Here is a 24,399-nt window from a genome sequence, read left to right as displayed (position 1 = left end):
CGCAGAGGAAGTAAATTTAATAATCATTATCATTAACTGAACAAATTTGGCAACCTCAAATGTCGCGAATGGTCCCGCGCAGGCCTTTTTCGAGGGCCTCTAGATCCGGCATCTTCTCCAAGATCAGCTCCACCCGATTATCGCGCCGCCACAGAGTAGGCTCCCAGCTAGCCTGTCCGGCCAGACCGTTGTAGGCCTGCCAGCCGCCTTCCAACTGCAGGACGGCTTTCAGCCTGAGCAGACCGGGGAGTCCGGCCAGCAGGGCCGACAGCGCCGGTCCATCGAAACTGTGCCGGGGATGCCAGCGCCAGCCAACGGCATGGTAGCCCTCCTGGGTATGGCTGAAGCGCAGCGGGCGATTGGGCAGCAACAGCGCCTGCGGGCTGGGTGCAACAACCAGCTCGGGCAATTCGCCGCTGCGCGGCAGCTCATCGGTAGTCTGGGGCAGCTCGGCGAGGGTGACTCGCCCCCCTTCGGTCCAGTACAGCGATCTGTCGCCCAGCCGCGCAGGCAAGAGCGTCCGGTCCAGGCCCGCGCTTTTGTTGAGCACGATCAGTCCGGCCTGCTCGAGTGCCTGTTGCTGGGCATCCGGCAAGGGCTGACCCTCGAGCAGTTGCCCGGCATCCACCACCCAAATCAGGGGTTGCAGGGTTAGCACCCCATCCCAAGGCGGCGCCTGGAGCTGGCGGTAGAGACTGGCGGGATGGCCCAGGCCTGAGGGTTCGATGAACAGGCGATGAGGTCTTGCGCGTCTGAGCAATCGCGTCAGGGCTACCTGCAGGGGCACGCCCTGGACGCAACAGAGGCAACCACCCGGGACTTCCGCGATGCTCAGTCCCTCGTCGTCCAGGGCCATCAGCGCCGCATCGAGGCCCACCTGGCCGAATTCGTTGACCAGGATCGCCCAACGCTCGTCGCTCGGCCGTTGAGCGAACAGCTGGCGTATCAGGGTGGTCTTGCCGGCCCCCAGGGGACCGGCGATCACATGGGTCTTGATATTGGCGAGGCGCATGGTGGGAGGTCGAATGCTAGAGTGGCGACTTTGCGTGGGAGGATGGATGGAATGTGGCGGTTGCTGATCACCCTGGTGCTGTTGCCGTCATTGGCGCTGGCTGACGCCTGTGTGATTCGCAGCCGTCAGGGCAGTGTGGACGTGCAGATCTGCCAGAGCAACATCGACATCCCGGACAAACTGTTCCGCGAAGGTTTCTGCCAGCCCCAGCTCAAGGATCAGCAGACCGAGGTGAGCTTCGTCGAGCGCTGCCCCGTAGGCGAGATCGGTATCTGCCAGGACGCACGCAGCCCCGGCGTGCCCTACCGGCAGGATATCCACTACTACGGCGAACCCGGCGATGGTCGCTTCCTGGCCGTCGCCTGTCGCCAGCAGAACCAGGGCAGCTGGCGCGTGCCCTGAACGAGTTCTGCCAGGAGAAGTGAACCTCTGCCCGATACTCAGGCTGTCTTGGCTTGAACGGTGAACAGGCTTGCCCCCAAGGCCACGAACGAGGCACCGAACAGCCGGTTCATCAACCGTGCACGATTCGGCGAGGCGAGCTGGCGCCGCAGCACCTGAGCCAGGGTCACATAGAAGAGATGGGAGAGCATCGAGCAGGCCGCAAAGGTCAGCACCAGAATGCTCAACTGAGTGTTCGAGTCACCAACCGGGCGGATGAATTGCGGCAGAAAGGCAGCGAAGAACAAGATCGCCTTGGGGTTGGTCAGCGCCACCAGCATGCCGTTGAACATCAGTCTGTTGTTGGTGAGCGCGCGCCTGGCCGGCTGGTCGAGGGTGTCGAAGGCACTGGCACGGCTCTTCCATTGCTTGATGCCCAGGTAGATCAGGTAGCTTGCGCCGAGCACCTTGAGCAGCAGGAAGGCCGTAGCTGATGCCTGTAACAGTATCCCCAGCCCGGCACTGGTGGCGGTCGAGACCACCAGCAAGCCGCAGGCATTGCCAACCGAGCCAAGCATCGCCCGCCGTGGCCCGCACGCCACCGAATTGGATAGCGCCATGATTACCCCGGGACCCGGCGTAAGGGTAACCAGCATGGCGACTGCGACAAAACCGAACCAATCGTGAAGCGACATCCTTGGACCTCACCTGAGAAGACTCCATCAACCAGCGGCCGGTAGCGGTCGGCACAGCAGCCAATATAGACCACCCTTACCGATGTACGCGCCTTGGATCGGGTACGCTGACGAGTAGCCGAGAAGCAGTGCAGGAGAGGAAACCTAGACGCCTACCCGCTCCTGCAACAACGCTGCTCTCCAAAACCAGCAAGTTCCACGTGGAACCTGCTTACTCCACCGTTACCGATTTCGCCAGGTTACGCGGCTGGTCCACGTCGGTGCCCTTGAACACGGCCACGTGGTAGGACAGCAGCTGCAACGGGATCGTATAGAGGATCGGTGACAGGGCGTCGTGGATGTGCGGCATGGTCACGATACGAGTGCCTTCGCCATCTTCGAAGCCGGCGCGCTCGTCGGCGAAGACGATCAGCTGACCGCCGCGGGCGCGCACTTCCTGCAGGTTGGACTTGAGCTTTTCCAGCAGCTCGTTGTTGGGAGCCACCGTCACCACCGGCATGTCGGCATCTACCAGCGCCAGGGGACCGTGCTTGAGTTCGCCGGCCGGATAGGCCTCGGCGTGGATGTAGGAGATTTCCTTGAGCTTGAGTGCGCCTTCCATCGCCACGGGATACTGCTCGCCACGCCCCAGGAACAGGGTGTGGTGCTTCTCGGCGAAGGACTCCGCCAGCTTCTCGACAGTCTTGTCCATGGCCAGGGCTTCGTCCAGCCGTGCCGGCAGCCGACGTAGTTCGGCCACCAGCTCGGCTTCGACACCGGCATCCAGGCGCTGCTGGCAGCGGCCCAGGCTCAGGGTCAGCAGCAGCAGCGAGACCAGCTGGGTGGTGAAAGCCTTGGTGGAGGCCACGCCGATTTCCGGGCCGGCCTGGGTCAGGAAGCTCAGCTGGGATTCGCGCACCAGGGAGCTGGTCGCCACGTTGCAGATCGCCAGGCTGCTCAGATAGCCGGACTGCTTGGCCATACGCAGGGCGGCCAGGGTGTCGGCTGTCTCGCCGGACTGGGAGATGGTGACGAACAGGGTATCCGGACTGACCGCGACGCGGCGATAGCGGAATTCGCTGGCGACCTCCACGTGGCAGGGAATGCCCACGTACTCCTCGATCCAGTACCGCGCCACCGAGCCGGCATGAAAGCTGGTACCGCAGGCGACGATCTGCACCTGACGGACCTTGGCGAACAACGCGGACGCGGCTGGTCCGAAAGCCTCCGGCAAGACCTGGCCATCACCCAGACGACCTTCGAGGGTGCGCTGGACCACGCTGGGCTGCTCGTGGATTTCCTTGAGCATGAAGTGACGATAGGCGCCCTTGTCGGCAGCCTCGCTGCCTTCGTGGTACTGCACTGTTTCACGCTGTACCGGCTGGCCATCGACGTTCCACAGGCTGACCTGATCGAGGCGAATCTCGGCGACGTCACCCTCCTCCAGGTAGACGAAGCGGTCGGTCACCTGACGCAGCGCCAATTGGTCGGAGGCCAGGTAGTTCTCGCCCAGCCCCAGACCGATCACCAGCGGGCTACCGCTACGGGTCGCCACCAGGCGATCCGGTTGCTGGCGCCAGACGGCCGCCAGGCCATAGGCACCGTGCAGTTCCTTGACCGCTGCCTTGAGTGCCGTGGTCAGGTCGCCACTGTCCTGCAGCTTGAGATGCAACAGGTGGACGATGACCTCGGTATCGGTTTGGGAGGTGAAGACGTAACCCTGGGCCTTGAGCTGGGCCCGCAGGGTCTCGTGGTTCTCGATGATGCCGTTGTGCACCACCGCCACATCACCCTGGGAGAAATGCGGGTGGGCATTGGCTTCGGTAGGGGCGCCATGGGTGGCCCAGCGGGTATGGGCGATGCCCAGGCGGCCAGCCAGGGGATCGGCGAGCAGACCTGCCTCCAGTTCGCTGACCTTGCCGATGCGGCGCAGCCGCTGCAGCTCACCCTGGGCATCCAGCAGGGCCAGGCCAGCGCTATCGTAGCCGCGGTACTCCAGGCGCTTGAGACCCTCGACCAGAATGGCGGTGATGTTACGCTCGGCGATGGCGCCGACGATTCCACACATGCTTACCTCCCGTTGCCGGTCTTATCCACAGCGACTTTTCAGCGCCGACTGTGGATGACCTGATTGTCTAGTTTTCCACAGCGGCGCGGACGACCTGCACACCGCGCCTTTCGATTGCCTGTGCCGCCTCGGACGACAGGCGTTCATCGGTGATGAGGACGTCCACCTTTTCCCACGGTAGTTCCAGATTTGGAATTCGCCTGCCCAATTTGTCCGCTTCGGCCATGACCACCACCTCGCGTGCTACCTCGGCCATCACCCGCGATAGCGACAGGTGCTCGTTGAACGTCGTGGTCCCCCGCTCGGGATCGAGGCCGTCGGCGCCGATGAACAGCTGGTCGAAGTCATAGGAGCGCAATACCTGCTCGGCGACCTGGCCCTGGAAGGATTCCGAATGCGGGTCCCAGGTGCCACCGGTCATCAGCAGCATCGGCTCCTGCTCCAACTCGCGCAGGGCCATGGCCACCTGTAGGGAATTGGTCATGACCACCAGACCAGGGCGGCGATCGAGTTGTGGAATCAGCGCTGCGGTCGTGCTGCCACAGTCGATGATGATCCGGGCGTGTTCGCGCAGCCGCTGGGCGGCCGCCCGGGCGATGGCCTGCTTGAAAGGTGAGGCCTGGGGCGGTGCCTCGACCAGCAGCTCCTGGGGCATGGCCACCGCACCGCCATAGCGACGCAGCAGCAGCCCGTTGCGCTCGAGGGCGGCCAGATCCTTACGGATAGTCACCTCGGACGTCTCCAACTGCCGGGCCAGTTCGTCGACGCTCACCTCACCCAGCGCCTGGAGCTGGGCGAGGATGGCATGGCGACGCTGAACGATATTGCGACGAGTCATAAATTTCGATTCGAAAGATAATGGATCGAATCAAAACCTAATAGCCCTTCGACGTCAAGTCTTGGGAGTCTTTTTCGGACGCTGCCAGCCACTCTTGTTGATCTGCCGTGCACGGCCCAGTGCCAAGGTATCCTCTGGCACATCCGCAGTGATGACCGAACCTGCAGCCGTGGTCGCCCTCGCACCCAGGGTAACCGGCGCCACCAGGGAACTATTGGAACCAACGAAGACGTCTGCCCCGATTTCGGTTCGAAACTTATTGGCTCCGTCATAGTTGCAGGTGATGGTGCCCGCACCTATGTTGCTGCCCGGTCCTATGCTGGCATCCCCGAGGTAGGTGAGATGGCCGGCCTTGGCGCCATCCTGCAAATGAGCATTTTTCAGCTCGACGAAGTTGCCCACGTGGGCCTTGGCACCCAGTTCGCTCCCGGGCCGCAGTCGGGCGAAGGGACCGACGTCGGCGCCCTCCCCCACGACCACGCCATCCAGGTGGCTGTTGGCCTTGATGATGGCGCCGCGCTTGAGAACGCTGTCCTTGATCACGCAGTTCGGACCGATGCTGACGCCCTCATCCAGCACCACCCGACCTTCCAGGATCACGTTGACGTCGATGCAGACATCCCGTCCGGCCTCGACCTGGCCGCGCTGATCGAAGCGTTGCGGGTCCAACAGGGTCACACCCTGCAGCATCAGACGCTCGGCGGCGCGCTGCTGGAAATGACGCTCCAGTTGCGCCAGTTGCCGCCGGTCATTGGCGCCCTGCACTTCCATGGCGTCCGCCGGCTGGCTGGTAGCGATGGTCAGGCCATCCGCTACCGCCAAGGCGATGACATCGGTCAGGTAATACTCGCCTTGGGCGTTGCTGTTGGACAGCCTTCCTAGCCAGTCGGCCAAACGCCGGCCGGGTACTGCGAGGATACCGGTATTGCCTTCGCGAATGGCGCGCTGGGCCTCGCTGGCGTCCTTGTGCTCCACAATGGCGGTGACCCGGCCCTCGCCGTCACGGAGGATGCGGCCATAGCCGGTGGGATCGTCCAGCTCCACTGTCAGCAAGGCGAGGTGTTGGTCATCGACCTGTTGCAAGAGACGCTCCAGAGTCTCGGTCTGGATAAGGGGTACATCGCCGTAGAGGATCAGTACCCGCTCCGCCGTCAGTGCCGGCGCGGCCTGGGCCACGGCATGACCGGTACCGAGCTGCTCGGCCTGGACCACGAAGCTCACGTCGTCGGCGACCAGTTGGCTGCGCACCTCGTCCGCACCGTGCCCGATGACGACGTGGATCCCGACCGGCTTCAGGTCGCGGGCGCGGTCGAGGACATGCCCCAGCATGCTGCGACCGGCCACGGGATGCAGCACCTTGGGTAGAGCGGATCTCATGCGGGTGCCCTGGCCAGCGGCCAGGATGACGATTTCCAGGGACATCGGAACCTCGGAGACAGGAGGAAGAGACGGGCCGGGGCCGAAGGCAACTGGGACCCTCGACGTCCGACCAAGCGGAATTGCTCGCCCCACTTTTCGGGCGACAAAAGAAAAGGGTAGCCGAAGCTACCCTTGTCGTTACAGCCTGACCTTGCGCTTAGCGCTTGGCCTGCCGCTTGAGCTGCTGGATGGTGCGCAGCTGAGCGGCGGCTTCGGCGAGCTGAGTCGCGGCAGCGGTATAGTCGAACTCCGTGCCCTTGTCGCTCAGGGCTGCCTCGGCGCGCTGCTTGGCTTCCAGAGCGGCAGCTTCGTCGATGTCACCGGCGCGGCTGGCGGTATCGGCCAGCACTTCGACGACATTCGGCTGCACTTCCAGAAAACCGCCGGAGATGTAGAACACCTCCTCGGCGCCCCCGGCCTTGACCAGGCGGATGGGGCCCGGTTTCAGATCGGTAAGCAGCGGCGCATGGCCCGGGGCGATACCCAGATCACCCAGGTGGCCGTGGGCGATGATCATCTCCACCGCGCCGGAGAAGATTTCCCCTTCCGCGCTGACGATGTCGCATTGGACTGTCTTGGCCATAGCGTGCCTCTAAGAGCGCCCGTCGCCGGGCGCGGCAGTTACAGTTTCTTGGCTTTCTCGATGGCTTCGTCGATGCCGCCGACCATGTAGAACGCCTGCTCGGGCAGGTGATCGTAGTCGCCACGCAGGATCCCGGAGAAGCCGGCGATGGTGTCCTTGAGGGACACGTACTTGCCGGGCGAACCGGTGAAGACTTCGGCCACGAAGAACGGCTGGGACAGGAAGCGCTGGATCTTACGCGCGCGGGACACCAGTTGCTTGTCGGACTCGGACAGTTCGTCCATGCCCAGGATCGCGATGATGTCCTTCAGCTCCTTGTAGCGCTGCAGCACATACTGGACGCCGCGAGCGGTGTCGTAGTGCTCCTGGCCGATCACGTTCGGGTCCAGCTGGCGCGAGGTGGAGTCCAGGGGATCGACCGCCGGGTAGATACCCAGGGAGGCGATGTCACGGGACAGAACCACGGTAGCGTCCAGGTGGGCGAAGGTGGTCGCCGGGGACGGGTCGGTCAAGTCATCCGCAGGGACGTAAACAGCCTGTACGGAGGTGATCGAACCCAGCTTGGTGGAGGTGATGCGCTCCTGCAGGACACCCATCTCCTCGGCCAGGGTCGGCTGGTAGCCCACCGCGGACGGCATACGACCCAGCAGCGCGGACACTTCGGTACCGGCCAGGGTGTAGCGGTAGATGTTGTCGACGAACAGCAGGACGTCACGGCCTTCGTCACGGAATTTCTCGGCCATGGTCAGACCGGTCAGGGCCACGCGCAGACGGTTGCCCGGCGGCTCGTTCATCTGGCCATAGACCAGGGCGACCTTGTCCAGAACGTTGGAGTCCTTCATCTCGTGGTAGAAGTCGTTCCCTTCACGGGTACGCTCGCCCACGCCGGCGAACACGGAATAACCGCTGTGCTCGATGGCGATGTTACGGATGAGTTCCATCATGTTCACGGTCTTGCCCACGCCGGCGCCGCCGAACAGGCCGACCTTGCCGCCCTTGGCGAAGGGGCAGACCAGGTCGATGACCTTGATACCGGTTTCCAGCAGATCGTTACCACCAGCCTGCTCTGCATAGGACGGGGCCTTGCGGTGGATTTCCCAGCGCTCTTCCTCGCCGATGGGGCCGGCTTCGTCGATGGGGTTGCCCAGCACGTCCATGATGCGGCCGAGGGTCTTGACGCCGACCGGGACCTTGATGGCCTCGCCGGTGTTGCCTACGTTCAGGCCACGCTTGAGGCCTTCGGTGCTACCCATGGCGATGGTACGAACCACGCCGTCGCCCAGCTGCTGCTGGACTTCCAGGGTGGTTTCGGCACCCTGCACCTTGAGGGCGTCATAGACGCGCGGTACCGCGTCGCGCGGGAATTCCACGTCGATCACGGCGCCGATGATTTGTACGATACGTCCGCTACTCATTTCGCGTTCCTCGAATGTTTAAGCTGTCCGTCAGACCGCGGCGGCGCCGCCGACGATTTCCGAAATTTCCTGGGTGATTGCAGCCTGGCGAGCCTTGTTGTAGACCAGCTGCAGCTCCTTGATGAGATCGCCGGCGTTGTCGGTGGCGTTCTTCATCGCGATCATCCGCGCGGCCTGTTCGCTGGCAGCGTTCTCGACCACGGCCTGGTACACCTGGGATTCCACGTAGCGCACCAGCAGACCGTCGAGCAGGGTCTTGGCGTCGGGTTCGTAGAGGTAGTCCCAATGCTTGCCCTGCAGCTCACCGCCCTCGGTCGGCACCAGGGGTACCAGCTGCTGGATGGTCGGCTTCTGGGTCATGGTGTTGACGAAGACGTTGGATACCACGTACAGACGGTCGATACGGCCGTCCAGGTAGGCATCCAGCATCACCTTGATGCTGCCGATCAGATCGCCGATCGCCGGGGCTTCGCCAAGGTGGCTGATGGCCGCGACCACGTTGCCGCCGAAGCTGCGGAAGAAGGAGGCGCCCTTGGCCCCGATCACCGCCAGATCGATTTCCACACCCTTGCCGCGCTGGTCGCTCATGTCGCGGACCAGAGCCTTGAACAGGTTGGTGTTCAGACCACCGGCCAGACCCCGATCGGAGCTGACCACGATGTAACCGACGCGCTTGACCTCGCGTTCCACCATGAAGGCATGGCGGTACTCGGGGTTGGCGTTGGCCAGGTGGCCGATCACAGCGCGGATGCGCTCGGCATAAGGTTTGCTGGCAGCCATGCGGGCCTGAGCCTTACGCATCTTGCTGACCGCAACCTTTTCCATGGCGCTGGTGATCTTCTGTGTGCTTTTGATGCTCGCGATCTTGCCGCGAATCTCTTTTGCGCCTGCCATGTGACACCTATCGGGTTGGCAAACGGGGGCTGGCGCCCCCGTCGCGGCTTACCAGGTTTGCGTGGCCTTGAACTTCTCGATTCCCGCCTTGATGCCGGCGTCGATCTCGTCGTTGAAGTCGCCCTTCACGTTGATCTTGGCCATCAGGTCGGCGTGATCGCGGTTGAAGTAGGCGATCAGGGCCTGCTCGAAGCTACCGATCTTGTCCAGGGACACATCGCTCAGGAAACCACGCTCGGCGGCATACAGGCTCAGGGACATCTCGGCGATGGACATGGGCGCGTACTGCTTCTGCTTCATCAGCTCGGTGACGCGCTGACCATGCTCGAGCTGCTTGCGGGTGGCTTCGTCCAGGTCCGAGGCGAACTGGGCGAAGGCCGCCAGTTCACGGTACTGGGCCAGCGCGGTACGGATACCGCCGGACAGCTTCTTGATGATCTTGGTCTGGGCCGCACCACCCACACGGGATACCGAGACACCGGCGTTGACCGCCGGGCGGATGCCCGAGTTGAAAAGGCCGGCTTCCAGGAAGATCTGGCCGTCGGTGATGGAGATCACGTTGGTCGGAACGAAGGCGGACACGTCGCCGGCCTGGGTCTCGATGATCGGCAGTGCGGTCAGCGAGCCGGTCTTGCCGGTCACGGCGCCGTTGGTGAACTTCTCGACGTAGTCGGCGGAAACGCGGGAAGCACGCTCGAGCAGACGGCTGTGGAGATAGAACACATCGCCGGGATAGGCTTCGCGGCCTGGCGGACGACGCAGCAGCAGGGAGATCTGGCGATAGGCTACGGCCTGCTTGGACAGATCGTCATAGACGATCAGGGCGTCTTCACCGCGGTCGCGGAAGTATTCGCCCATGGTGCAGCCCGAGTAGGGCGCCAGGAACTGCAGGGCAGCCGATTCGGACGCACTGGCTGCCACCACGATGGTGTTCTGCAGGGCGCCGTGCTCTTCCAGCTTGCGGACCACGTTGGCAATGGTCGACTGCTTCTGGCCGATGGCGACGTAGACGCAGCGGATGCCGCTGTTCTTCTGGTTGATGATGGCATCGATCGCCATGGCGGTCTTGCCGATCTGACGGTCACCGATGATCAGCTCGCGCTGACCGCGGCCGACCGGGATCATGGCATCGACGGCCTTGTAGCCGGTCTGCACCGGCTGGTCGACCGACTGACGCCAGATCACGCCCGGTGCGACCTTCTCGACGGCGTCGGTGGCGCTGGCGTTCAGCGGACCCTTGCCATCGATGGGGTTACCCAGGGCGTCGACGACGCGACCCAGCAGTTCCGGACCGACCGGGACTTCCAGGATGCGGCCGGTGCACTTGGCACTCATGCCTTCGGCCAGACCCAGGTAGCTACCCAGGACCACGGCGCCGACGGAGTCTTGCTCCAGGTTCAGGGCCATGCCATAGATGCCGCCGGGGAATTCGATCATTTCGCCGTACATGACGTCGGCCAGACCGAAAATGCGCACGATACCGTCGGAGACGCTGACAATGGTGCCTTCGTTGCGGGCTTGCGAGGTCACGTCGAGCTTGTCGATGCGACCCTTGATGATTTCACTAATTTCGGAAGGATTGAGTTGCTGCATGCTACTGCCCCTTCAAACTCAAGGTTTCAACGCTTCGGCCAGTTGCGCGAGCTTGCCGCGAACGGAGCCATCGATTACCAAGTCGCCGGCGCGGATAACCACACCACCGATCAGGCTCGCATCCTCGGATGCATTTAGTCGCACGTGTCGACCTAGCCTTGCGCTGAGAGCCTTGGCGAGTTTGTCTTGCTGTTCGTCGCTCAAGGCGAAAGCACTGGTGACTTCCGCCTCAATGGATTTTTCCTGTTCGGCCTTGTACGCCTCGTAGATCTCGGCGATGGCCGGGAACAGGTCGATCCGGTCGTTTTCTGCCACGGTCCGAACGAAGTTCTGGGACTGTGCATCCAGCTGATCGCCACATACGTCGATGAGCAATCCGGCCTTGGCGTCCGCGGTCAACTGCGGCTGCTGAAGCAGCTGGCGCACGGTCCCGTCCTGGGATACCGCGGCGAGCAGCCCGAGCGCTGCCGACCATTGGGTCAGCTGCTGCTGGGCCTGTGCGAACTCGAAAGCCGCCTTGGCATAGGGCCGGGCCAGCGTGTTCAGTTCTGCCATTGGTGGCCTCGCTTAGATTTCCGCTGCCAGTCGGTCGACCAACTGGGCATGAGCATTGGCATCAACGGTCGATCCGAGGATCTTCTCGGCGCCGGCCACGGCCAGCAAACCGACGCGAGCACGCAGGGCGTCCTTCGCACTGTTGATTTCCTGCTCGATTTCAGCCTGAGCCTGCGCCTTGATCCGCTCGCCTTCGACACGGGCCTTGGCCTGTGCGTCCTCGACGATCTGGGCGGCACGCTTGTTGGCTTGCTCGATGATCTCGGCTGCCTGGCCCTTGGCTTCGCTCACTTTCTGGTTGGCTTGCTGCTGTGCCACTTCCAGATCACGAGCCGCGCGGTTGGCAGCGTCAAGGCCATCGGCAATCTTCTTCTCACGCTCACGTAGCGCCGAGATGATCGGCGGCCACACGTACTTCATGCAGAAGAGCACGAAGATGAAGAAGGCAACGGACTGGCCTATCAGGGTTGCATTAATGTTCACGCCAACACCTCGCTCGTTCGTTGTCCATCAGTCCTGCCTGCACCCCGAAGGGTGATCAGCCGGCGATCTGACCAACGAAGGGGTTAGCGAAGGTGAAGAACAGGGCGATACCAACACCGATCATGGTCACGGCGTCGAGCAGACCGGCGACGATGAACATCTTGACTTGCAGCATCGGAACCATTTCCGGCTGACGAGCGGCGCCTTCGAGGAACTTGCCACCCAGCAGACCAAAGCCAATGGCGGTACCCAGAGCGCCCAGGCCAATCAGCAGAGCAACGGCGATCGCGGTCAGACCAACTACAGTTTCCATCTTTCCTCCCGACTTTTTTAGTCGTCTTGGTTAAGGTTGAAGCGAAAAAGTTTTCCCAAGTTACCCGGTGGACAAGGCCCCCCGGGACTCACGGCAGAACCGCCTCTGGACGCCGTCAGCAGCGTCCAGAGGCCATTCCTTAGTGACTTTCTTCGTGCGCCATCGACAGGTAGACGATGGTCAGCATCATGAAGATGAAGGCTTGCAGGGTGATGATCAGGATGTGGAACACCGCCCAGGCCCAATGCAGCACGATACCCAGACCACCCAGTGCCAGACCGTTGGCGAACATGATGGCGATCAGGATGAAGATCAGCTCGCCAGCATACATGTTGCCGAACAGTCGCAGTGCCAGCGAAATCGGCTTGGCGATCAGGGTGACGAATTCGAGCAGGAAGTTGATCGGGATCAGGATGATCTGCAGCAGGGGATTCTTGCTGCTGAAGGGGTGCAGGGTCAGCTCGCCGAAGAACCCGCCGATACCCTTCATCTTGATGCTGTAGAAGATGATCAGGGCGAACACCGACAGGGCCATGCCCAGGGTGGCGTTCGGGTCGGTGGTGGGCACGACGCGGAAGTAGGTGTGGTCACCACCGATGGCCATGGCCAGCATCGGCAGCCAGTCCACCGGTACCAGGTCCATCAGGTTCATCAGGAAGATCCAGACGAAGATGGTCAGGGCCAGCGGGGCGATCAGGGCATTCTTGCCGTGGAAGGTGTCACGGACGCTGCCATCGACGAACTCGACCAGGATCTCGACCAGATTCTGCACGCGACCGGGCTGGCCGCTGGTGGCCTTCTTGGCGATGCTGCGGAAAATGAACAGGAAGATCAGGCCAAGGGCGACCGACCAACCCAGGGTATCCAAGTTGAAGGCCCAGAAGCCCATGGCCTTGGCCTCGGCGGGGGTATGGGCGAAGCTCCAGCCGTTCACCGGGTGCAGGCCATAGGTCATGTTCTGCAGGTGGTGCTGGATATAAGCCGAAGCGGAGTCTGCTGCCATGTGTGCCTCGAATGCCTTTAAGGTCTAGTCGGTTTTTTCAGTAGCAGGGGGGCGCCGGCATTGACCATCAGCGTCAACAGGTAGACGCCGAACAGTGCAGGAGCCGAAAGCGGTTTTACCCCGGCAAACGTCAGTGCAAAGAGCACTGCCGTGAGAATCAGTTTGCCCGCCTCGCCCGAGTAGAAAGAACGGACGATGTCTTGGGCGGCATGGGCGCCGCGATAGCGGAACGCCTTGAACGAAAAATACAGATTGGGCAGCCAGGCAATCAGCCCGCCCAACAATCCGGAATAACCGGTGACCTTACCGACGAAGCAAAACAAGACAACGGCGGCACACGACGCGACGGCCAGTTGGACGAGCAGCAGGCGAAAGGCAGGCTGGTGATGGAAAGGCAGGCGTTTGGGCGTGCGGCGGTCCATCGGCTCGAAGTCCTCTGGTGTCGGCTTAATAGTTGTTTTCACTGGCATGCTTTGTGCCGACAAAAAGCGGGCAAAGTATAGGGGCGCGCCAGGGGTGGTTCAAGCCACCCCGGACAGATTGCCGCCCAGGCTGACAGCCATTTGTGTCAGCGAATGTGCGCCAGTACGCCTTGAAGTTCGTCCAAAGAGGTATAGCGGATCACCAGCTGGCCCTTGCCCTTCTCGCCGTGGCGGATCTGCACGCTAGCGCCCAAACGTTCGGCCAGCCGCTGCTCCAGGCGGCTGATGTCCGGGTCCACGGCGGGTGCCTTCTCGACCGGTTCCGCTCCGCTGAGCCATTGGCGTACCAGGGCTTCGGTCTGGCGGACGGTGAGACCCCGTGCGACAACGTGCCGCGCCCCTTCGGCCTGACGAGCCTTGGGTAGACCGAGCAGGGCACGGGCATGCCCCATTTCCAGTTCGCCCTTGGCCAGCAGTTCCTTGGCGTCCTCGGCCAGGGCCAGCAGGCGCAGCAGGTTGGTGACCCCCGAGCGCGACTTGCCGACGGCCTCGGCCACCTGGGCCTGGGTCAGTTCGAATTCGTCCTGCAGCCGCTGCAGGGCCATGGCCTCTTCAAGCGGATTGAGGTTCTGTCGCTGGATGTTCTCGATCAATGCCAGGGCAATGGCCACCTGGTCGGGCACGTCGCGCACCAGCGCCGGGATATGGTCCAGGCCAGCCTGCTGGCTCGCGCGCCAGCGGCGTTCGCCAGCGATGATCTCGTAGCGACCCTCGCCGATGGCGCGCACCACGATGGGTTGCATCAGCCCCTGGGCGCGGATGGAGTTGGCCAGCTCTTCCAGGGCGACCGGATCCATGTGCCGGCGTGGCTGGTACTTGCCGCGCTGGATGATGTCCAGCGGCAGCGATTGCAGTTCGCTGACCGGTGCGGCGGCGGCCTGCTCCTGCAGGACCTTGACGCTGGCGCCACCGAGCAGGGCATCGAGGCCGCGGCCCAGTCCTCGTTTCTTCACAGCCATGGGGATTCCTTAGGCGGTCTTGGCGGTACGAGCCGCCTTGCGCTGACGTTTGACCAGCTCGCTGGCCAGCTCCAGATAGGCCACGGCGCCCTTCGAACTCTTGTCGTAGACCAGGGCGGGCATACCGTAGCTGGGCGCTTCGGCCAGACGGACGTTGCGTGGAATGATGGTTTCGTACAACTGGTCGCCGAAATGCTGCTTGAGCTGGGCGGCGACATCATTGGCCAGGCCGATGCGCGGATCGAACATGGTGCGCAGCAGGCCTTCGATCTTCAACTGTGGATTGAGCCGTTGGGCGATGTGCTGGATGCTGCCCATCAAGTCGGTCAGGCCTTCCAGGGCGAAGTATTCGCACTGCATGGGGATGATCACCCCATCGGCGGCCACCAGGCCGTTGATGGTCAGCATGGACAGCGACGGCGGACAGTCGATGAGCACGAAGTCGTAGTTGTCCCGCACCGGTGCCAGGGCGTCGCGCAGGCGACTCTCGCGGCCGGGCAATTCCAGCAGCTCGACTTCCGCCGCGGTGACGTCGCGGTTCGAGGGCAGCAGCTGGTAGCCGCCGTGCTCCGAGAAGTGCATGGCGTCGATCAGGCCACAGGCGCCGGTGAGGACGTCCAGTACCGAATGCTCCAGGGCGTGCTTGTCCACCCCGCTGCCCATGGTGGCGTTACCCTGGGGATCGAGGTCGATCAACAGCACCTTGCGCCGGTTGGTGGCGGCCAGGGAAGCGGCGAGATTGATGCACGTGGTGGTCTTGCCCACTCCGCCCTTCTGGTTGGCTATCGCGTAAACCTTGGCCATGTCCCCGCCTTACCCCTCTCCAATCGTGCGGCGCAGTATCAGCAAGTGCCGCTGGCCTTGGCAACCGGGAACGGCGAGGACGTGCGCCGCCGCAACCCGGAAATCCGCTGGTAGCTTGGCCAGCTCGTCGTCGGGGTGCAGCCCCTTCATCGCCAGCCAGTGTGTTTCCTGGTCGCCCAGGTGCCGCGTCCAGTTGGCGAAGTCGTCGATGGCGCTGAACGCCCGCGAGACGATGCCGGTGAAGGGCGCGTCGGGCTGGTAGGCCTCGACCCGGGCGTGGACCACCTCGAGATTGGCCAGGCCCAGCTCGATCTTGGCCTGGGTCAGGAAGCGCGTCTTCTTGCCGTTGCTGTCGAGCAGGGTGAAGCGCGACTCGGGAAAGAGGATCGCCAAGGGGATGCCCGGCATGCCACCGCCGCTGCCTACGTCCAGCCAGTTTCCTTCGATGACGTAGGGGACGATGCTGAGACTGTCGAGCAGGTGCCGCGAGACCATCTCGTTGGGATCGCGCACCGCGGTGAGGTTGTAGGCCTTGTTCCACTTGACCAGCAGGTCCAGGTAGCCCAGCAGCCGCTCTTCCACCGCGGCGGAGAGCGTCACTCCCAGGGTCGCGGCGCCCTGGCGCAGTTCGTTGGCTTGGATCGCGCTGGCCATCAGGCGCTGTGCTCCAGGCTGCGACCGGCGCTGCGCTTCTTCAGGTGGATCAGCAGCAGCGAGACCGCCGCCGGCGTCACGCCGGGAATGCGCGACGCCTGGCCCAGGGTCTCGGGACGGGCCTGGGCCAGCTTGTGCTGGATCTCCTTGGACAGGCCGGAGATGGTGGCGTAGTCGAGCTCCACCGGCAACGCCACGGCATCGCTGGCGCGCAGGCGCTGGATCTCGTCCTGCTGACGATCGATGTAGCCGGCGTACTTGGTCTTGATCTCGATCTGCTCGGCGACCTGGGTCTCGGCCGGCGTCTCGCCCACCGCGGCCATCAGTCCGGCATAGTCGATCTCTGGCCGGGCCAGCAGATTCTGCAGGTTGTATTCGTGGTTGAGCGGGGTGCCGAAGCGTTCGGCGACCGCCGTGCCCTGGGGCGTGCCCGGACGAATCCAGGTCGTCTTGAGACGCTGCTCTTCCAGGGCGATACCCTCGCGCTTGGCTTCGAACAACGCCCAGCGCTGGTCGTCCACCAGGCCCAGCTCGCGGCCTTTCTCGGTCAGGCGCAGGTCGGCGTTGTCCTCGCGCAGGATCAGCCGGTATTCGGCGCGCGAGGTGAACATCCGGTAGGGCTCCTGGGTGCCCAGGGTGATGAGGTCGTCCACCAGCACGCCGAGGTAGGCTTCGTCGCGGCGCGGACACCAGGCCTCACGGCCCTGGGCGCGCAGCGCGGCATTGGCACCGGCCAGCAGGCCCTGGGCGCCGGCTTCTTCGTAGCCGGTGGTGCCATTGATCTGGCCGGCGAAGAACAGCCCGGCGATGACCTTGGTCTCCAGGCTGTACTTGAGATCCCGCGGATCGAAGAAATCGTATTCGATGGCGTAGCCGGGTCGCAGGATATGGGCGTTCTCCATGCCGCGCATGGAGCGCACCACCTCGAGCTGCACGTCGAAGGGCAGCGAGGTGGAGATGCCGTTGGGGTAGAGCTCGTGGGTGGTCAGGCCTTCGGGTTCGAGGAAGACCTGGTGGCTGTCCTTGTCGGCGAAGCGATGGATCTTGTCCTCGATGGACGGGCAGTAACGCGGCCCTACCCCTTCGATCACGCCCGAGTACATGGGCGAACGGTCCAGGTTGGCGCGGATGATGTCGTGGGTGCGGGCATTGGTGTGGGTGATCCAGCAACTGACCTGTGCGGGATGCTGCTCGCGATTGCCGAGGAAGGACATCACCGGCAACGGGGTATCCCCGGGCTGCTCGGTCATCACCGAGAAATCCACCGAGCGACCGTCGATGCGCGGCGGCGTACCAGTCTTCAGGCGCGAGACCCGCAGCGGCAATTCTCTCAGGCGGTGGGCCAGGGCAATGGCCGGCGGATCGCCGGCTCGTCCACCGCTGTGGTTCTGCAGGCCGATGTGGATAAGTCCACCGAGGAAGGTCCCGGCAGTCAGTACCACGTTGTCGGCGTGGAATTTCAGGCCCATCTGGGTAACCACGCCGGCGACGCGATCACCTTCGACGATGAGGTCATCGCAGGCCTGCTGGAATATCCACAGGTTCGGCTGGTTTTCCAGGGTGTAGCGAATCGCCGCCTTGTACAGCACGCGGTCGGCCTGGGCGCGAGTGGCGCGCACGGCAGGTCCCTTGCGGCTGTTGAGAATACGGAACTGGATGCCGGCGAGATCCGTGGCCGCGGCCATGGCGCCGCCCAGGGCATCGATCTCCTTGACCAAATGGCTCTTGCCGATACCGCCAATGGCGGGGTTGCAGCTCATCTGGCCGAGAGTTTCCACATTATGCGTGAGCAGCAGGGTGCGCACACCCATGCGGGCGGCCGCCAGGGCCGCTTCGGTACCGGCATGGCCGCCACCGATCACGATGACGTCGAAACGGGAAGGAAAGTCCACCACGCACCTCGTGCCTGTTGGCAGGAATTCAAAGGAAAGCCGGCAAGTATAAGGCCTCGACCGATCTTGCAGAAGGGCCTCTGGCCAAAAAATGACCAGTCGGCTCCGGCGGCGATCAATATAAACAATAGGGAAGAAATGTTTAAAAGGACTGATATAGAGCTTATGTATATGCAGGCCCTCTGCTGTGGATAAGCTTATCCAGCCCGCGTCAGCCGTGACTTGGGGAAAACCTGAACCCCGTGTACGTCTTGTGCTGTGGATGGATACAAGCTCTCAGCATCCTGTGGACCCTTTGCGTGCTTATCCACAGTGGCAGTCATGGACAGTTCATGCACCGTTTTATGGGCAGACCTCAGGCAGGGTTATCAACAGAGCTCGTGAGGGGGGAATGAGGATAGACAAGGCCTGCATTGCGCAGGCCTGAAGCGCGAGGCGGGACTACTTGCCGATGCAGAAGCTGGAGAAGATGCGACCGAGCAGGTCGTCGGAGCTGAAGGCACCGGTGATCTCGCCCAGCACCTGTTGCGCCTGGCGCAGATCCTCGGCCAACAGCTCGCCCGAACCGGCCAGGGTGAGTTGCCGATAGCCGTGGTCCAGGGCGCTGGCCGCACGCTGCAGGGCGTCCAGATGGCGCCGGCGGGCGCTGAAGCCGCCCTCGGTGGTCTGCTCGAAACCCATGCAGGCCTTGAGGTGCTCGCGCAGGGCCTCGACACCCTGGCCATCGGTGGCGCTGAGGGCGATCTCGACCGTTTCGCCCTGTTCGACCAGGCCAGTGGCCTCGCCGGTGAGGTCGGTCTTGTTGCGGATCACCGTCAGCTTCTCCAGCGGCGGCCGGGTACTGAGCAGCTCCGGCCAGAGCGCCTGGGGATCCCGGGCTTCCGGGGCGCTGGCGTCCACCACCAGCAACACGCGATCAGCGCTGGCGATCGCGTCCAGGGCGCGCTGGACGCCGATCTGCTCGACCCGGTCGTCGGTATCGCGCAGACCGGCGGTATCGACCACATGCAGTGGCATGCCATCGAGGTGGATATGTTCGCGCAGCACATCGCGGGTGGTGCCGGCGATGTCGGTGACGATGGCCGCCTCGCGCCCAGCCAGGGCATTGAGCAGGCTGGACTTGCCGGCATTGGGTCGGCCGGCGATCACCACGGTCATGCCGTCGCGCAGCAGGGCGCCGCGATTGGCCTCGCGCTGGACGTCGCGCAATTCCGCCTGGACGTCTTCCAGCAGGCCCTGCACCTTGCCATCGGCGAGGAAGTCGATCTCCTCCTCGGGAAAGTCGATGGCGGCCTCGACGTAGATGCGCAGGCGGATGAGCTGCTCGACCAGGCTTTCCACCCGCCGCGAGAATTCGCCCTGCAGCGACCTCAGGGCATTGCGTGCGGCCTGTTCGGTGCTGGCTTCGATCAGATCGGCGATGGCCTCGGCCTGGGCCAGGTCGAGCTTGTCGTTGAGGAAGGCGCGCTCGCTGAATTCGCCCGGCCGGGCCAGGCGGGCGCCTTCTTCCAGGGTGCGGCGCAAGAGCAGGTCGAGGATCACCGGGCCGCCGTGACCCTGCAGCTCCAGCACGTCCTCGCCGGTGAAGGAATTCGGCCCGGGAAAGAACAGGGCGATGCCGGTGTCCAGCACGCTGCCGTCGGCGGCGAGGAAGTTGCCGTAGTGGGCGTGCCGCGGGGGCAGGTCCCGGCCGCAGATCGCCCGGGCCAAAGGGGCGGCCAGGGGGCCGGAGACGCGGACGATGCCGACGCCGCCACGACCGGTGGCGGTGGCGATGGCCGCGATGCTGTCGGAAGGCAGAGCCATGACGATCCTCCAGAAAGCACGACGCCCCAATCAAGGGGCGTCGTGTGGCTACTAGGTGAGCGAGATCAGGCCTTCTTGCTGGCCGCCTCGATCCTCCGGGTAATGTACCACTGCTGCAAGATCGACAGGCAGTTGTTGACGATCCAGTACAGCACCAGACCGGCCGGGAACCACAGGAAGAAGAAGGTGAAGACGATGGGCATCATCTTCATCACCCGTGCCTGCATGGGATCCGGCGGTGCCGGGTTCAGCATCTGCTGCACCAGCATGGTGGCGCCCATGATGATCGGCAGGATGAAGTAGGGATCCTTGGCCGACAGGTCGGTGATCCAGAACATCCAGGGCGACTGGCGCATCTCGACGCTTTCCAGCAGCACCCAGTACAGCGCCAGGAACACCGGCATCTGCACCACGATGGGCAGGCAGCCACCCAACGGATTGATCTTCTCCTTGCGGTACAGCTCCATCATCGCCTGGGACATCTTCTGGCGATCGTCGCCATGCTGTTCCTTCAGCGCCTGCAGTCGCGGGCCGACGGCACGCATGCGCGCCATGGAGCGGTAGCTGGCAGCGGACAGCGGGAAGAACAGCAGCTTGATGATGATGGTCAGGACGATGATCGACCAGCCCCAGTTACCCAGGATGCTGTGGATATGTTGCAGCAGCCAGAAGATCGGCTGGGCGATGAACCACAGGAAGCCGTAGTCGACGGTCAGTTCCAGGCCGTGGGACAGGGCCTTCAGGTGTTCCTGGATCTTCGGGCCGGCGTAGAGGGTGACCGAGGTCTCGCCCTTGCCACCCGCCGGTACGCTGAATTGCGGACCGGTGAAGCCGACAATGTAGTTGCCCTGGCCGTCCTTGCGGGTATAGAGCTGGTCCTGCTGGTCCTGGTTCGGCACCCAGGCGGTGACGAAGTAGTGCTGCAGCCAGCCGACCCAGCCACCCTGCACGGTTTCCTGCAGGCGGTGCTTGTCCATGTCGCTCATGGACACCTTGCGGTAGGGCTCGGCGGGAGTGCCGACCGCGGCGCCCAGGTAGGTGGACACGCCGGTGGCGGTGGTGGCCGAGGGATCGCCGCTGTTGTCACGCTTGAGCTGAGCGTAGAGCACGCCGTTCCAGGCCTTGGCGCTCTGGTTGTCGACCAGATAGCCGACCTGGATCTGGTAGGCGTCCGGGTTGATGCAGGTGATCTTCTTCTGCGCCTTCTCGGCATCCGAGCAGTCGACCTTCAGCCCACGATGGAAGGTGAATCTCTTGGTGTAGTCGACCCCGTTGGCCTGGTACTTGAGATCCACCACCAGCTGTTGCTGGCCATCGGCGAGTACGTAGCTGGACTGCGCCGAGGTGTAGAGCGGACGACCGGCGCTGTTGGCGTCGGGACCGTCGGTGCCGGTCAGGCCGCTCTGGGCCAGGTAGAGGCGCTCGTTGCCGTTGTCGAACAGCGCAAAGGGCACATCGGGGTGGTCCTGGCGACGCGGGTACTGCACCAGTCCGAGCTGGACGATGTCGCCGCCGCGGGGATCGATGGCCAGATCGAGGACGTCGGTACGCACCTTGATGAGCGCGGTACTCGGCTTGGCGGCCGAGTTATCCACCGGTGCGGCAGCCTTGGCATCGGCCGGCACGTCGGTGGGCACGTTAGGGGTATCGCCCGGCAGGACACTGGTCTGCGTCTTGGCCGTGGGCAATTCGGCCTGGCCGTAATCCTTGTTCCACTGGAAAACCAGGGTGTAGGACACGATTGCCAGGGCGGCAATGAGTAGCGGGCGCTTGATATCCATGTTTACTCGGCCATCGAAGAGGTCGGGGCTGGGTTCTTTGCGGGAGGAACGGGATCGTATCCGCCTGGATGCCAGGGATGGCACCGGCACAGACGCCGTGTGGTCAGCCAGCCACCACGCAGCAGGCCGTGGCTCTCGATGGCTTCGAGGGCGTAACCGGAACAGGTCGGATAGAAACGACAGCGACTGGCCATCATGGGACTGATGGCGTAACGGTAGAAGCGAATCAGCAGCAGGGCCGGTTTACGCATGAGCACCGTCGGGACTGTCGGTTGGATGGGCAACGGCCTTGCTCGCCTGGCGATTGAGGCGTTTCCACAGTTGCAGCAGCTGATCGTGCAATTCGGGATTGCCGACTTCGCCGAGCCCTTTTCGAGCGACGAAGACCAGATCGAAACTGCCGAGGCGGTCCTGATTCAGACGGAAGGAATCACGGATGACCCGCTTGATGCGATTGCGCTCGACGGAAAGCTTGACGCTTTTCTTGCCGATCACCAGTCCCAGGCGGGAGTGGTCGAGCCCATTGGCATGGGCGAGCAGCAGCAGGTGCTTGCCGGATGCCTTGTGGGTGGGAGAGTCAAAGACCGTCTGGAACTGTTGGGAGCTCAGTAAGCGCCTGTCCCGACCGAAACCCTGACTCACCACCTGACCGGGCAATCAGATTGCCAGACGCTTGCGGCCTTTGGCACGGCGACGGGACAGAACCTGACGGCCGTTCTTGGTTGCCATACGAGCACGGAAACCGTGGACACGGGCGCGCTTCAGGGTGCTGGGTTGGAAGGTGCGTTTCATGGACTTTTACCTAGGTGTAAGCGGCAAGGCATGAGCGCCCCGCGCAAAGAGACCGGGGATTCTAGAGAAAGCCACGGTGCAGGTCAATTTCCAACCAATGCCGGCTGACGGACCAGGGGGTAAACAAAATCAACAGGTCAGAAGGTTTTAAAGGACTGTTGAAGTGAATATGTATGGTGAAGCCCTTTTCTGTGGATAGATCGCGCCAGCGCTGACCGCTGCTGGAGCGAAGGCGACAGGCAAGTCTGTTGTCAACAGGTGGGGCAGCCGTTGTCAGCCTGGGCAGAGGGTGTGGATAAGGCAGCCTTTTACACACAGGGGAATTATCCACAGCGAAAACCCCCCAGCTGTCCAGAGTGGTCAGGCGGCGTTATCCACAGTGCTGACGGTCGCCGTAGTGGCGATGGATGACGAAGCGGCTATCCCAGGGGAAAGTACCTGGGCGTGTGGATAACCTGGGTGGGGAGGGATACAATGGGCGTTTGCTCATGGCCCGCACGGGCCGCGAAAGTCCCGGGAGACGCTGTGTCGGTCGAACTCTGGCAACGTTGCGTGGATGTGCTGCGCGATGAATTGCCCTCGCAACAATTCAATACCTGGATCCGGCCACTGCAGGTGGAAGCGGAAGGGGATGAGCTGCGGGTGTTCGCGCCCAACCGCTTCGTGCTCGATTGGGTCAACGAAAAGTATCTGAGTCGGGTCCTCGAACTGCTCGAGGAGCATGCCGACGACGGCATCGCACCGGTGTTGTCCTTATTGATCGGCAGCAAGCGCAGCAACAAGCCGCGTCCGGCGCAGGCGCCCAGCAGCCCGAGCACGCCGCTGCCGCCGCCGGTGCAGGCGCCGCAGCCGATCCAGTCGGATATCGTCACTGCAGGCGTCGCCCTGGAAGACGTTACAGCCGAACTGGCCGAGGCCGACGAGCCAGCGGTCAGGACCGAACGTACCGTGCAGGTGGAAGGTGCGCTCAAGCACACCAGCTATCTCAACCGTACCTTCACCTTCGAGAACTTCGTCGAGGGTAAATCCAACCAGCTGGCTCGCGCCGCGGCCTGGCAGGTGGCCGACAATCCCAAGCATGGCTACAACCCGCTCTTCCTTTATGGCGGCGTTGGCCTGGGTAAGACCCACCTGATGCACGCGGTGGGCAACCACTTGCTCAAGCGCAATCCGAACGCCAAGATCGTCTACCTGCATTCGGAGCGCTTCGTCGCCGACATGGTCAAGGCGCTGCAACTCAACGCCATCAACGAATTCAAGCGCTTCTACCGTTCGGTGGACGCGCTGCTGATCGACGACATCCAGTTCTTTGCCCGCAAGGAACGTTCGCAGGAAGAGTTTTTCCACACCTTCAATGCCCTGCTCGAAGGTGGACAACAGGTGATCCTCACCAGCGACCGCTATCCCAAGGAGATCGATGGCCTGGAGGAGCGGCTCAAGTCGCGCTTCGGCTGGGGTCTCACCGTGGCCGTGGAGCCGCCGGAGCTGGAAACGCGGGTGGCGATCCTGATGAAGAAGGCCGACCAGGCCAAGGTCGACCTGCCCCACGATGCGGCCTTCTTCATCGCCCAGCGCATCCGCTCCAACGTTCGCGAACTGGAAGGCGCGCTCAAGCGGGTGATCGCCCACGCTCATTTCATGGGCCGCGACATCACCATCGAGCTGATCCGCGAATCGCTCAAGGATCTCTTGGCGCTGCAGGACAAGCTGGTCAGCATCGACAACATCCAGCGCACCGCGGCCGAGTACTACAAGATCAAGATCGCCGATCTGCTGTCGAAACGCCGCTCGCGCTCGGTAGCCCGGCCGCGGCAGGTGGCCATGGCGCTGTCCAAGGAATTGACCAACCATAGCCTGCCGGAAATCGGCGACGCCTTTGGCGGACGCGATCACACGACGGTGCTGCACGCCTGTCGCAAGATCGCCGAACTTCGGGAATCCGACGCGGATATTCGCGAGGATTACAAGAACCTGCTGCGTACCCTGACCACCTGACGG

25 protein-coding genes are annotated in these 24,399 nt (G+C 63.2%); 2 read left to right on the top strand and 23 right to left on the bottom strand.

Annotated elements, in window-relative coordinates; all coding sequences use genetic code 11:
* Positions 1-55 precede the first annotated feature (55 nt).
* Positions 56-1,012: a CobW-like GTP-binding protein gene (locus RND78_RS08995; protein WP_312727904.1), complete on the bottom strand. Its 957-nt coding sequence runs from the start codon at positions 1,010-1,012 to the stop codon at positions 56-58.
* 51 nt (positions 1,013-1,063) lie between these two features.
* Between RND78_RS08995 and RND78_RS08990 the strand changes: the two genes are divergently transcribed.
* On the top strand, positions 1,064-1,414 hold the full coding sequence (locus RND78_RS08990) for an NADH:ubiquinone oxidoreductase (protein ID WP_312727902.1): 351 nt from the start codon (positions 1,064-1,066) through the stop codon (positions 1,412-1,414).
* 38 nt (positions 1,415-1,452) lie between these two features.
* Here the strand turns inward: RND78_RS08990 and RND78_RS08985 are convergent, their stop codons facing one another.
* The 22 genes from RND78_RS08985 to rpmH form a co-directional block, all read right to left on the bottom strand.
* The gene (locus RND78_RS08985; RefSeq protein ID WP_312727899.1) at positions 1,453-2,088 is read right to left on the bottom strand and encodes a LysE family translocator; all 636 of its coding nucleotides are present in this window, start codon (positions 2,086-2,088) and stop codon (positions 1,453-1,455) included.
* Between the two features lie 211 nt (positions 2,089-2,299).
* The gene (gene glmS, locus RND78_RS08980) at positions 2,300-4,135 is read right to left on the bottom strand and encodes a glutamine--fructose-6-phosphate transaminase (isomerizing) (protein ID WP_312727896.1); all 1,836 of its coding nucleotides are present in this window, start codon (positions 4,133-4,135) and stop codon (positions 2,300-2,302) included.
* Between the two features lie 67 nt (positions 4,136-4,202).
* A complete protein-coding gene (locus tag RND78_RS08975) occupies positions 4,203-4,973 on the bottom strand; it encodes a DeoR family transcriptional regulator (RefSeq protein ID WP_312727893.1) in 771 nt (256 codons plus the stop codon).
* 54 nt (positions 4,974-5,027) lie between these two features.
* A complete protein-coding gene (gene glmU, locus RND78_RS08970; RefSeq protein WP_312727892.1) occupies positions 5,028-6,395 on the bottom strand; it encodes a bifunctional UDP-N-acetylglucosamine diphosphorylase/glucosamine-1-phosphate N-acetyltransferase GlmU in 1,368 nt (455 codons plus the stop codon).
* Positions 6,396-6,549: 154 nt separating this feature from the next.
* On the bottom strand, positions 6,550-6,975 hold the full coding sequence (locus tag RND78_RS08965; RefSeq protein WP_007160117.1) for a F0F1 ATP synthase subunit epsilon: 426 nt from the start codon (positions 6,973-6,975) through the stop codon (positions 6,550-6,552).
* Between the two features lie 38 nt (positions 6,976-7,013).
* Positions 7,014-8,390, bottom strand: coding sequence for a F0F1 ATP synthase subunit beta (gene atpD, locus RND78_RS08960; RefSeq protein ID WP_059228664.1), 1,377 nt, complete (start codon positions 8,388-8,390; stop codon positions 7,014-7,016).
* 30 nt (positions 8,391-8,420) lie between these two features.
* Positions 8,421-9,284 carry a F0F1 ATP synthase subunit gamma gene (atpG, locus tag RND78_RS08955; protein WP_059228661.1) on the bottom strand — a complete coding sequence of 288 codons (864 nt, stop codon included), beginning with the start codon at positions 9,282-9,284 and terminating at the stop codon, positions 8,421-8,423.
* Positions 9,285-9,332: 48 nt separating this feature from the next.
* Positions 9,333-10,877: a F0F1 ATP synthase subunit alpha gene (gene atpA / locus RND78_RS08950; protein WP_312727886.1), complete on the bottom strand. Its 1,545-nt coding sequence runs from the start codon at positions 10,875-10,877 to the stop codon at positions 9,333-9,335.
* An 18-nt stretch (positions 10,878-10,895) separates the two neighbouring features.
* On the bottom strand, positions 10,896-11,432 hold the full coding sequence (locus RND78_RS08945; RefSeq protein WP_312727884.1) for a F0F1 ATP synthase subunit delta: 537 nt from the start codon (positions 11,430-11,432) through the stop codon (positions 10,896-10,898).
* A 12-nt stretch (positions 11,433-11,444) separates the two neighbouring features.
* Positions 11,445-11,915: a F0F1 ATP synthase subunit B gene (locus tag RND78_RS08940; protein ID WP_059228655.1), complete on the bottom strand. Its 471-nt coding sequence runs from the start codon at positions 11,913-11,915 to the stop codon at positions 11,445-11,447.
* 55 nt (positions 11,916-11,970) lie between these two features.
* Entirely contained in the window at positions 11,971-12,228 is a 258-nt protein-coding gene (gene atpE, locus RND78_RS08935) for a F0F1 ATP synthase subunit C (RefSeq protein WP_003097235.1), read from the bottom strand.
* A 139-nt stretch (positions 12,229-12,367) separates the two neighbouring features.
* On the bottom strand, positions 12,368-13,231 hold the full coding sequence (atpB, locus tag RND78_RS08930; RefSeq protein ID WP_312727877.1) for a F0F1 ATP synthase subunit A: 864 nt from the start codon (positions 13,229-13,231) through the stop codon (positions 12,368-12,370).
* A 17-nt stretch (positions 13,232-13,248) separates the two neighbouring features.
* Positions 13,249-13,653, bottom strand: a complete 405-nt coding sequence (locus tag RND78_RS08925; protein WP_312727875.1) for a F0F1 ATP synthase subunit I — start codon at positions 13,651-13,653, stop codon at positions 13,249-13,251.
* Between the two features lie 146 nt (positions 13,654-13,799).
* The gene (locus RND78_RS08920; protein ID WP_312727872.1) at positions 13,800-14,672 is read right to left on the bottom strand and encodes a ParB/RepB/Spo0J family partition protein; all 873 of its coding nucleotides are present in this window, start codon (positions 14,670-14,672) and stop codon (positions 13,800-13,802) included.
* Between the two features lie 9 nt (positions 14,673-14,681).
* A complete protein-coding gene (locus tag RND78_RS08915) occupies positions 14,682-15,476 on the bottom strand; it encodes a ParA family protein (RefSeq protein ID WP_059228648.1) in 795 nt (264 codons plus the stop codon).
* A 9-nt stretch (positions 15,477-15,485) separates the two neighbouring features.
* The gene (gene rsmG, locus RND78_RS08910; RefSeq protein ID WP_312727868.1) at positions 15,486-16,130 is read right to left on the bottom strand and encodes a 16S rRNA (guanine(527)-N(7))-methyltransferase RsmG; all 645 of its coding nucleotides are present in this window, start codon (positions 16,128-16,130) and stop codon (positions 15,486-15,488) included.
* Positions 16,130-18,022, bottom strand: coding sequence for a tRNA uridine-5-carboxymethylaminomethyl(34) synthesis enzyme MnmG (gene mnmG / locus RND78_RS08905; protein ID WP_312727865.1), 1,893 nt, complete (start codon positions 18,020-18,022; stop codon positions 16,130-16,132). Before mnmG ends, rsmG begins: the two co-directional genes overlap by 1 nt.
* Before the next feature lie 441 nt (positions 18,023-18,463).
* Entirely contained in the window at positions 18,464-19,828 is a 1,365-nt protein-coding gene (gene mnmE, locus RND78_RS08900) for a tRNA uridine-5-carboxymethylaminomethyl(34) synthesis GTPase MnmE (protein ID WP_312727864.1), read from the bottom strand.
* Between the two features lie 65 nt (positions 19,829-19,893).
* The gene (yidC, locus tag RND78_RS08895; RefSeq protein WP_312727863.1) at positions 19,894-21,609 is read right to left on the bottom strand and encodes a membrane protein insertase YidC; all 1,716 of its coding nucleotides are present in this window, start codon (positions 21,607-21,609) and stop codon (positions 19,894-19,896) included.
* Positions 21,610-21,611: 2 nt separating this feature from the next.
* Complete coding sequence (yidD, locus tag RND78_RS08890; RefSeq protein ID WP_058761359.1) at positions 21,612-21,860, bottom strand: membrane protein insertion efficiency factor YidD; 249 nt, start codon at positions 21,858-21,860, stop codon at positions 21,612-21,614.
* The gene (gene rnpA, locus RND78_RS08885; RefSeq protein WP_312728118.1) at positions 21,853-22,254 is read right to left on the bottom strand and encodes a ribonuclease P protein component; all 402 of its coding nucleotides are present in this window, start codon (positions 22,252-22,254) and stop codon (positions 21,853-21,855) included. Before rnpA ends, yidD begins: the two co-directional genes overlap by 8 nt.
* Positions 22,255-22,266: 12 nt before the next feature.
* On the bottom strand, positions 22,267-22,401 hold the full coding sequence (rpmH, locus tag RND78_RS08880; protein WP_007160134.1) for a 50S ribosomal protein L34: 135 nt from the start codon (positions 22,399-22,401) through the stop codon (positions 22,267-22,269).
* Between the two features lie 525 nt (positions 22,402-22,926).
* Between rpmH and dnaA the strand changes: the two genes are divergently transcribed.
* Complete coding sequence (gene dnaA, locus RND78_RS08875) at positions 22,927-24,396, top strand: chromosomal replication initiator protein DnaA (protein WP_312727860.1); 1,470 nt, start codon at positions 22,927-22,929, stop codon at positions 24,394-24,396.
* The last annotated feature ends 3 nt before the right edge of the window (positions 24,397-24,399 follow it).

Source organism: Pseudomonas oryzihabitans (assembly GCF_032027545.1).
In the GTDB taxonomy this organism is placed as follows: Bacteria; Pseudomonadota; Gammaproteobacteria; order Pseudomonadales; family Pseudomonadaceae; genus Chryseomonas; species Chryseomonas oryzihabitans_F.
This window is presented reverse-complemented; position numbering and strand designations above follow the sequence as displayed.

What these genes read in the sequence shown, in the direction of transcription:
- RND78_RS08995 (WP_312727904.1), bottom strand. Translation starts at nt 1,012, where the DNA reads ATGCGCCTCGCCAATATCAAGACCCATGTGATCGCCGGTCCCCTGGGG.
- RND78_RS08990 (WP_312727902.1), top strand. Translation starts at nt 1,064, where the DNA reads ATGTGGCGGTTGCTGATCACCCTGGTGCTGTTGCCGTCATTGGCGCTG.
- RND78_RS08985 (WP_312727899.1), bottom strand. Translation starts at nt 2,088, where the DNA reads ATGTCGCTTCACGATTGGTTCGGTTTTGTCGCAGTCGCCATGCTGGTT.
- glmS (WP_312727896.1), bottom strand. Translation starts at nt 4,135, where the DNA reads ATGTGTGGAATCGTCGGCGCCATCGCCGAGCGTAACATCACCGCCATT.
- RND78_RS08975 (WP_312727893.1), bottom strand. Translation starts at nt 4,973, where the DNA reads ATGACTCGTCGCAATATCGTTCAGCGTCGCCATGCCATCCTCGCCCAG.
- glmU (WP_312727892.1), bottom strand. Translation starts at nt 6,395, where the DNA reads ATGTCCCTGGAAATCGTCATCCTGGCCGCTGGCCAGGGCACCCGCATG.
- RND78_RS08965 (WP_007160117.1), bottom strand. Translation starts at nt 6,975, where the DNA reads ATGGCCAAGACAGTCCAATGCGACATCGTCAGCGCGGAAGGGGAAATC.
- atpD (WP_059228664.1), bottom strand. Translation starts at nt 8,390, where the DNA reads ATGAGTAGCGGACGTATCGTACAAATCATCGGCGCCGTGATCGACGTG.
- atpG (WP_059228661.1), bottom strand. Translation starts at nt 9,284, where the DNA reads ATGGCAGGCGCAAAAGAGATTCGCGGCAAGATCGCGAGCATCAAAAGC.
- atpA (WP_312727886.1), bottom strand. Translation starts at nt 10,877, where the DNA reads ATGCAGCAACTCAATCCTTCCGAAATTAGTGAAATCATCAAGGGTCGC.
- RND78_RS08945 (WP_312727884.1), bottom strand. Translation starts at nt 11,432, where the DNA reads ATGGCAGAACTGAACACGCTGGCCCGGCCCTATGCCAAGGCGGCTTTC.
- atpE (WP_003097235.1), bottom strand. Translation starts at nt 12,228, where the DNA reads ATGGAAACTGTAGTTGGTCTGACCGCGATCGCCGTTGCTCTGCTGATT.
- atpB (WP_312727877.1), bottom strand. Translation starts at nt 13,231, where the DNA reads ATGGCAGCAGACTCCGCTTCGGCTTATATCCAGCACCACCTGCAGAAC.
- RND78_RS08925 (WP_312727875.1), bottom strand. Translation starts at nt 13,653, where the DNA reads ATGGACCGCCGCACGCCCAAACGCCTGCCTTTCCATCACCAGCCTGCC.
- RND78_RS08920 (WP_312727872.1), bottom strand. Translation starts at nt 14,672, where the DNA reads ATGGCTGTGAAGAAACGAGGACTGGGCCGCGGCCTCGATGCCCTGCTC.
- RND78_RS08915 (WP_059228648.1), bottom strand. Translation starts at nt 15,476, where the DNA reads ATGGCCAAGGTTTACGCGATAGCCAACCAGAAGGGCGGAGTGGGCAAG.
- rsmG (WP_312727868.1), bottom strand. Translation starts at nt 16,130, where the DNA reads ATGGCCAGCGCGATCCAAGCCAACGAACTGCGCCAGGGCGCCGCGACC.
- mnmE (WP_312727864.1), bottom strand. Translation starts at nt 19,828, where the DNA reads ATGGCTCTGCCTTCCGACAGCATCGCGGCCATCGCCACCGCCACCGGT.
- yidC (WP_312727863.1), bottom strand. Translation starts at nt 21,609, where the DNA reads ATGGATATCAAGCGCCCGCTACTCATTGCCGCCCTGGCAATCGTGTCC.
- yidD (WP_058761359.1), bottom strand. Translation starts at nt 21,860, where the DNA reads ATGCGTAAACCGGCCCTGCTGCTGATTCGCTTCTACCGTTACGCCATC.
- rpmH (WP_007160134.1), bottom strand. Translation starts at nt 22,401, where the DNA reads ATGAAACGCACCTTCCAACCCAGCACCCTGAAGCGCGCCCGTGTCCAC.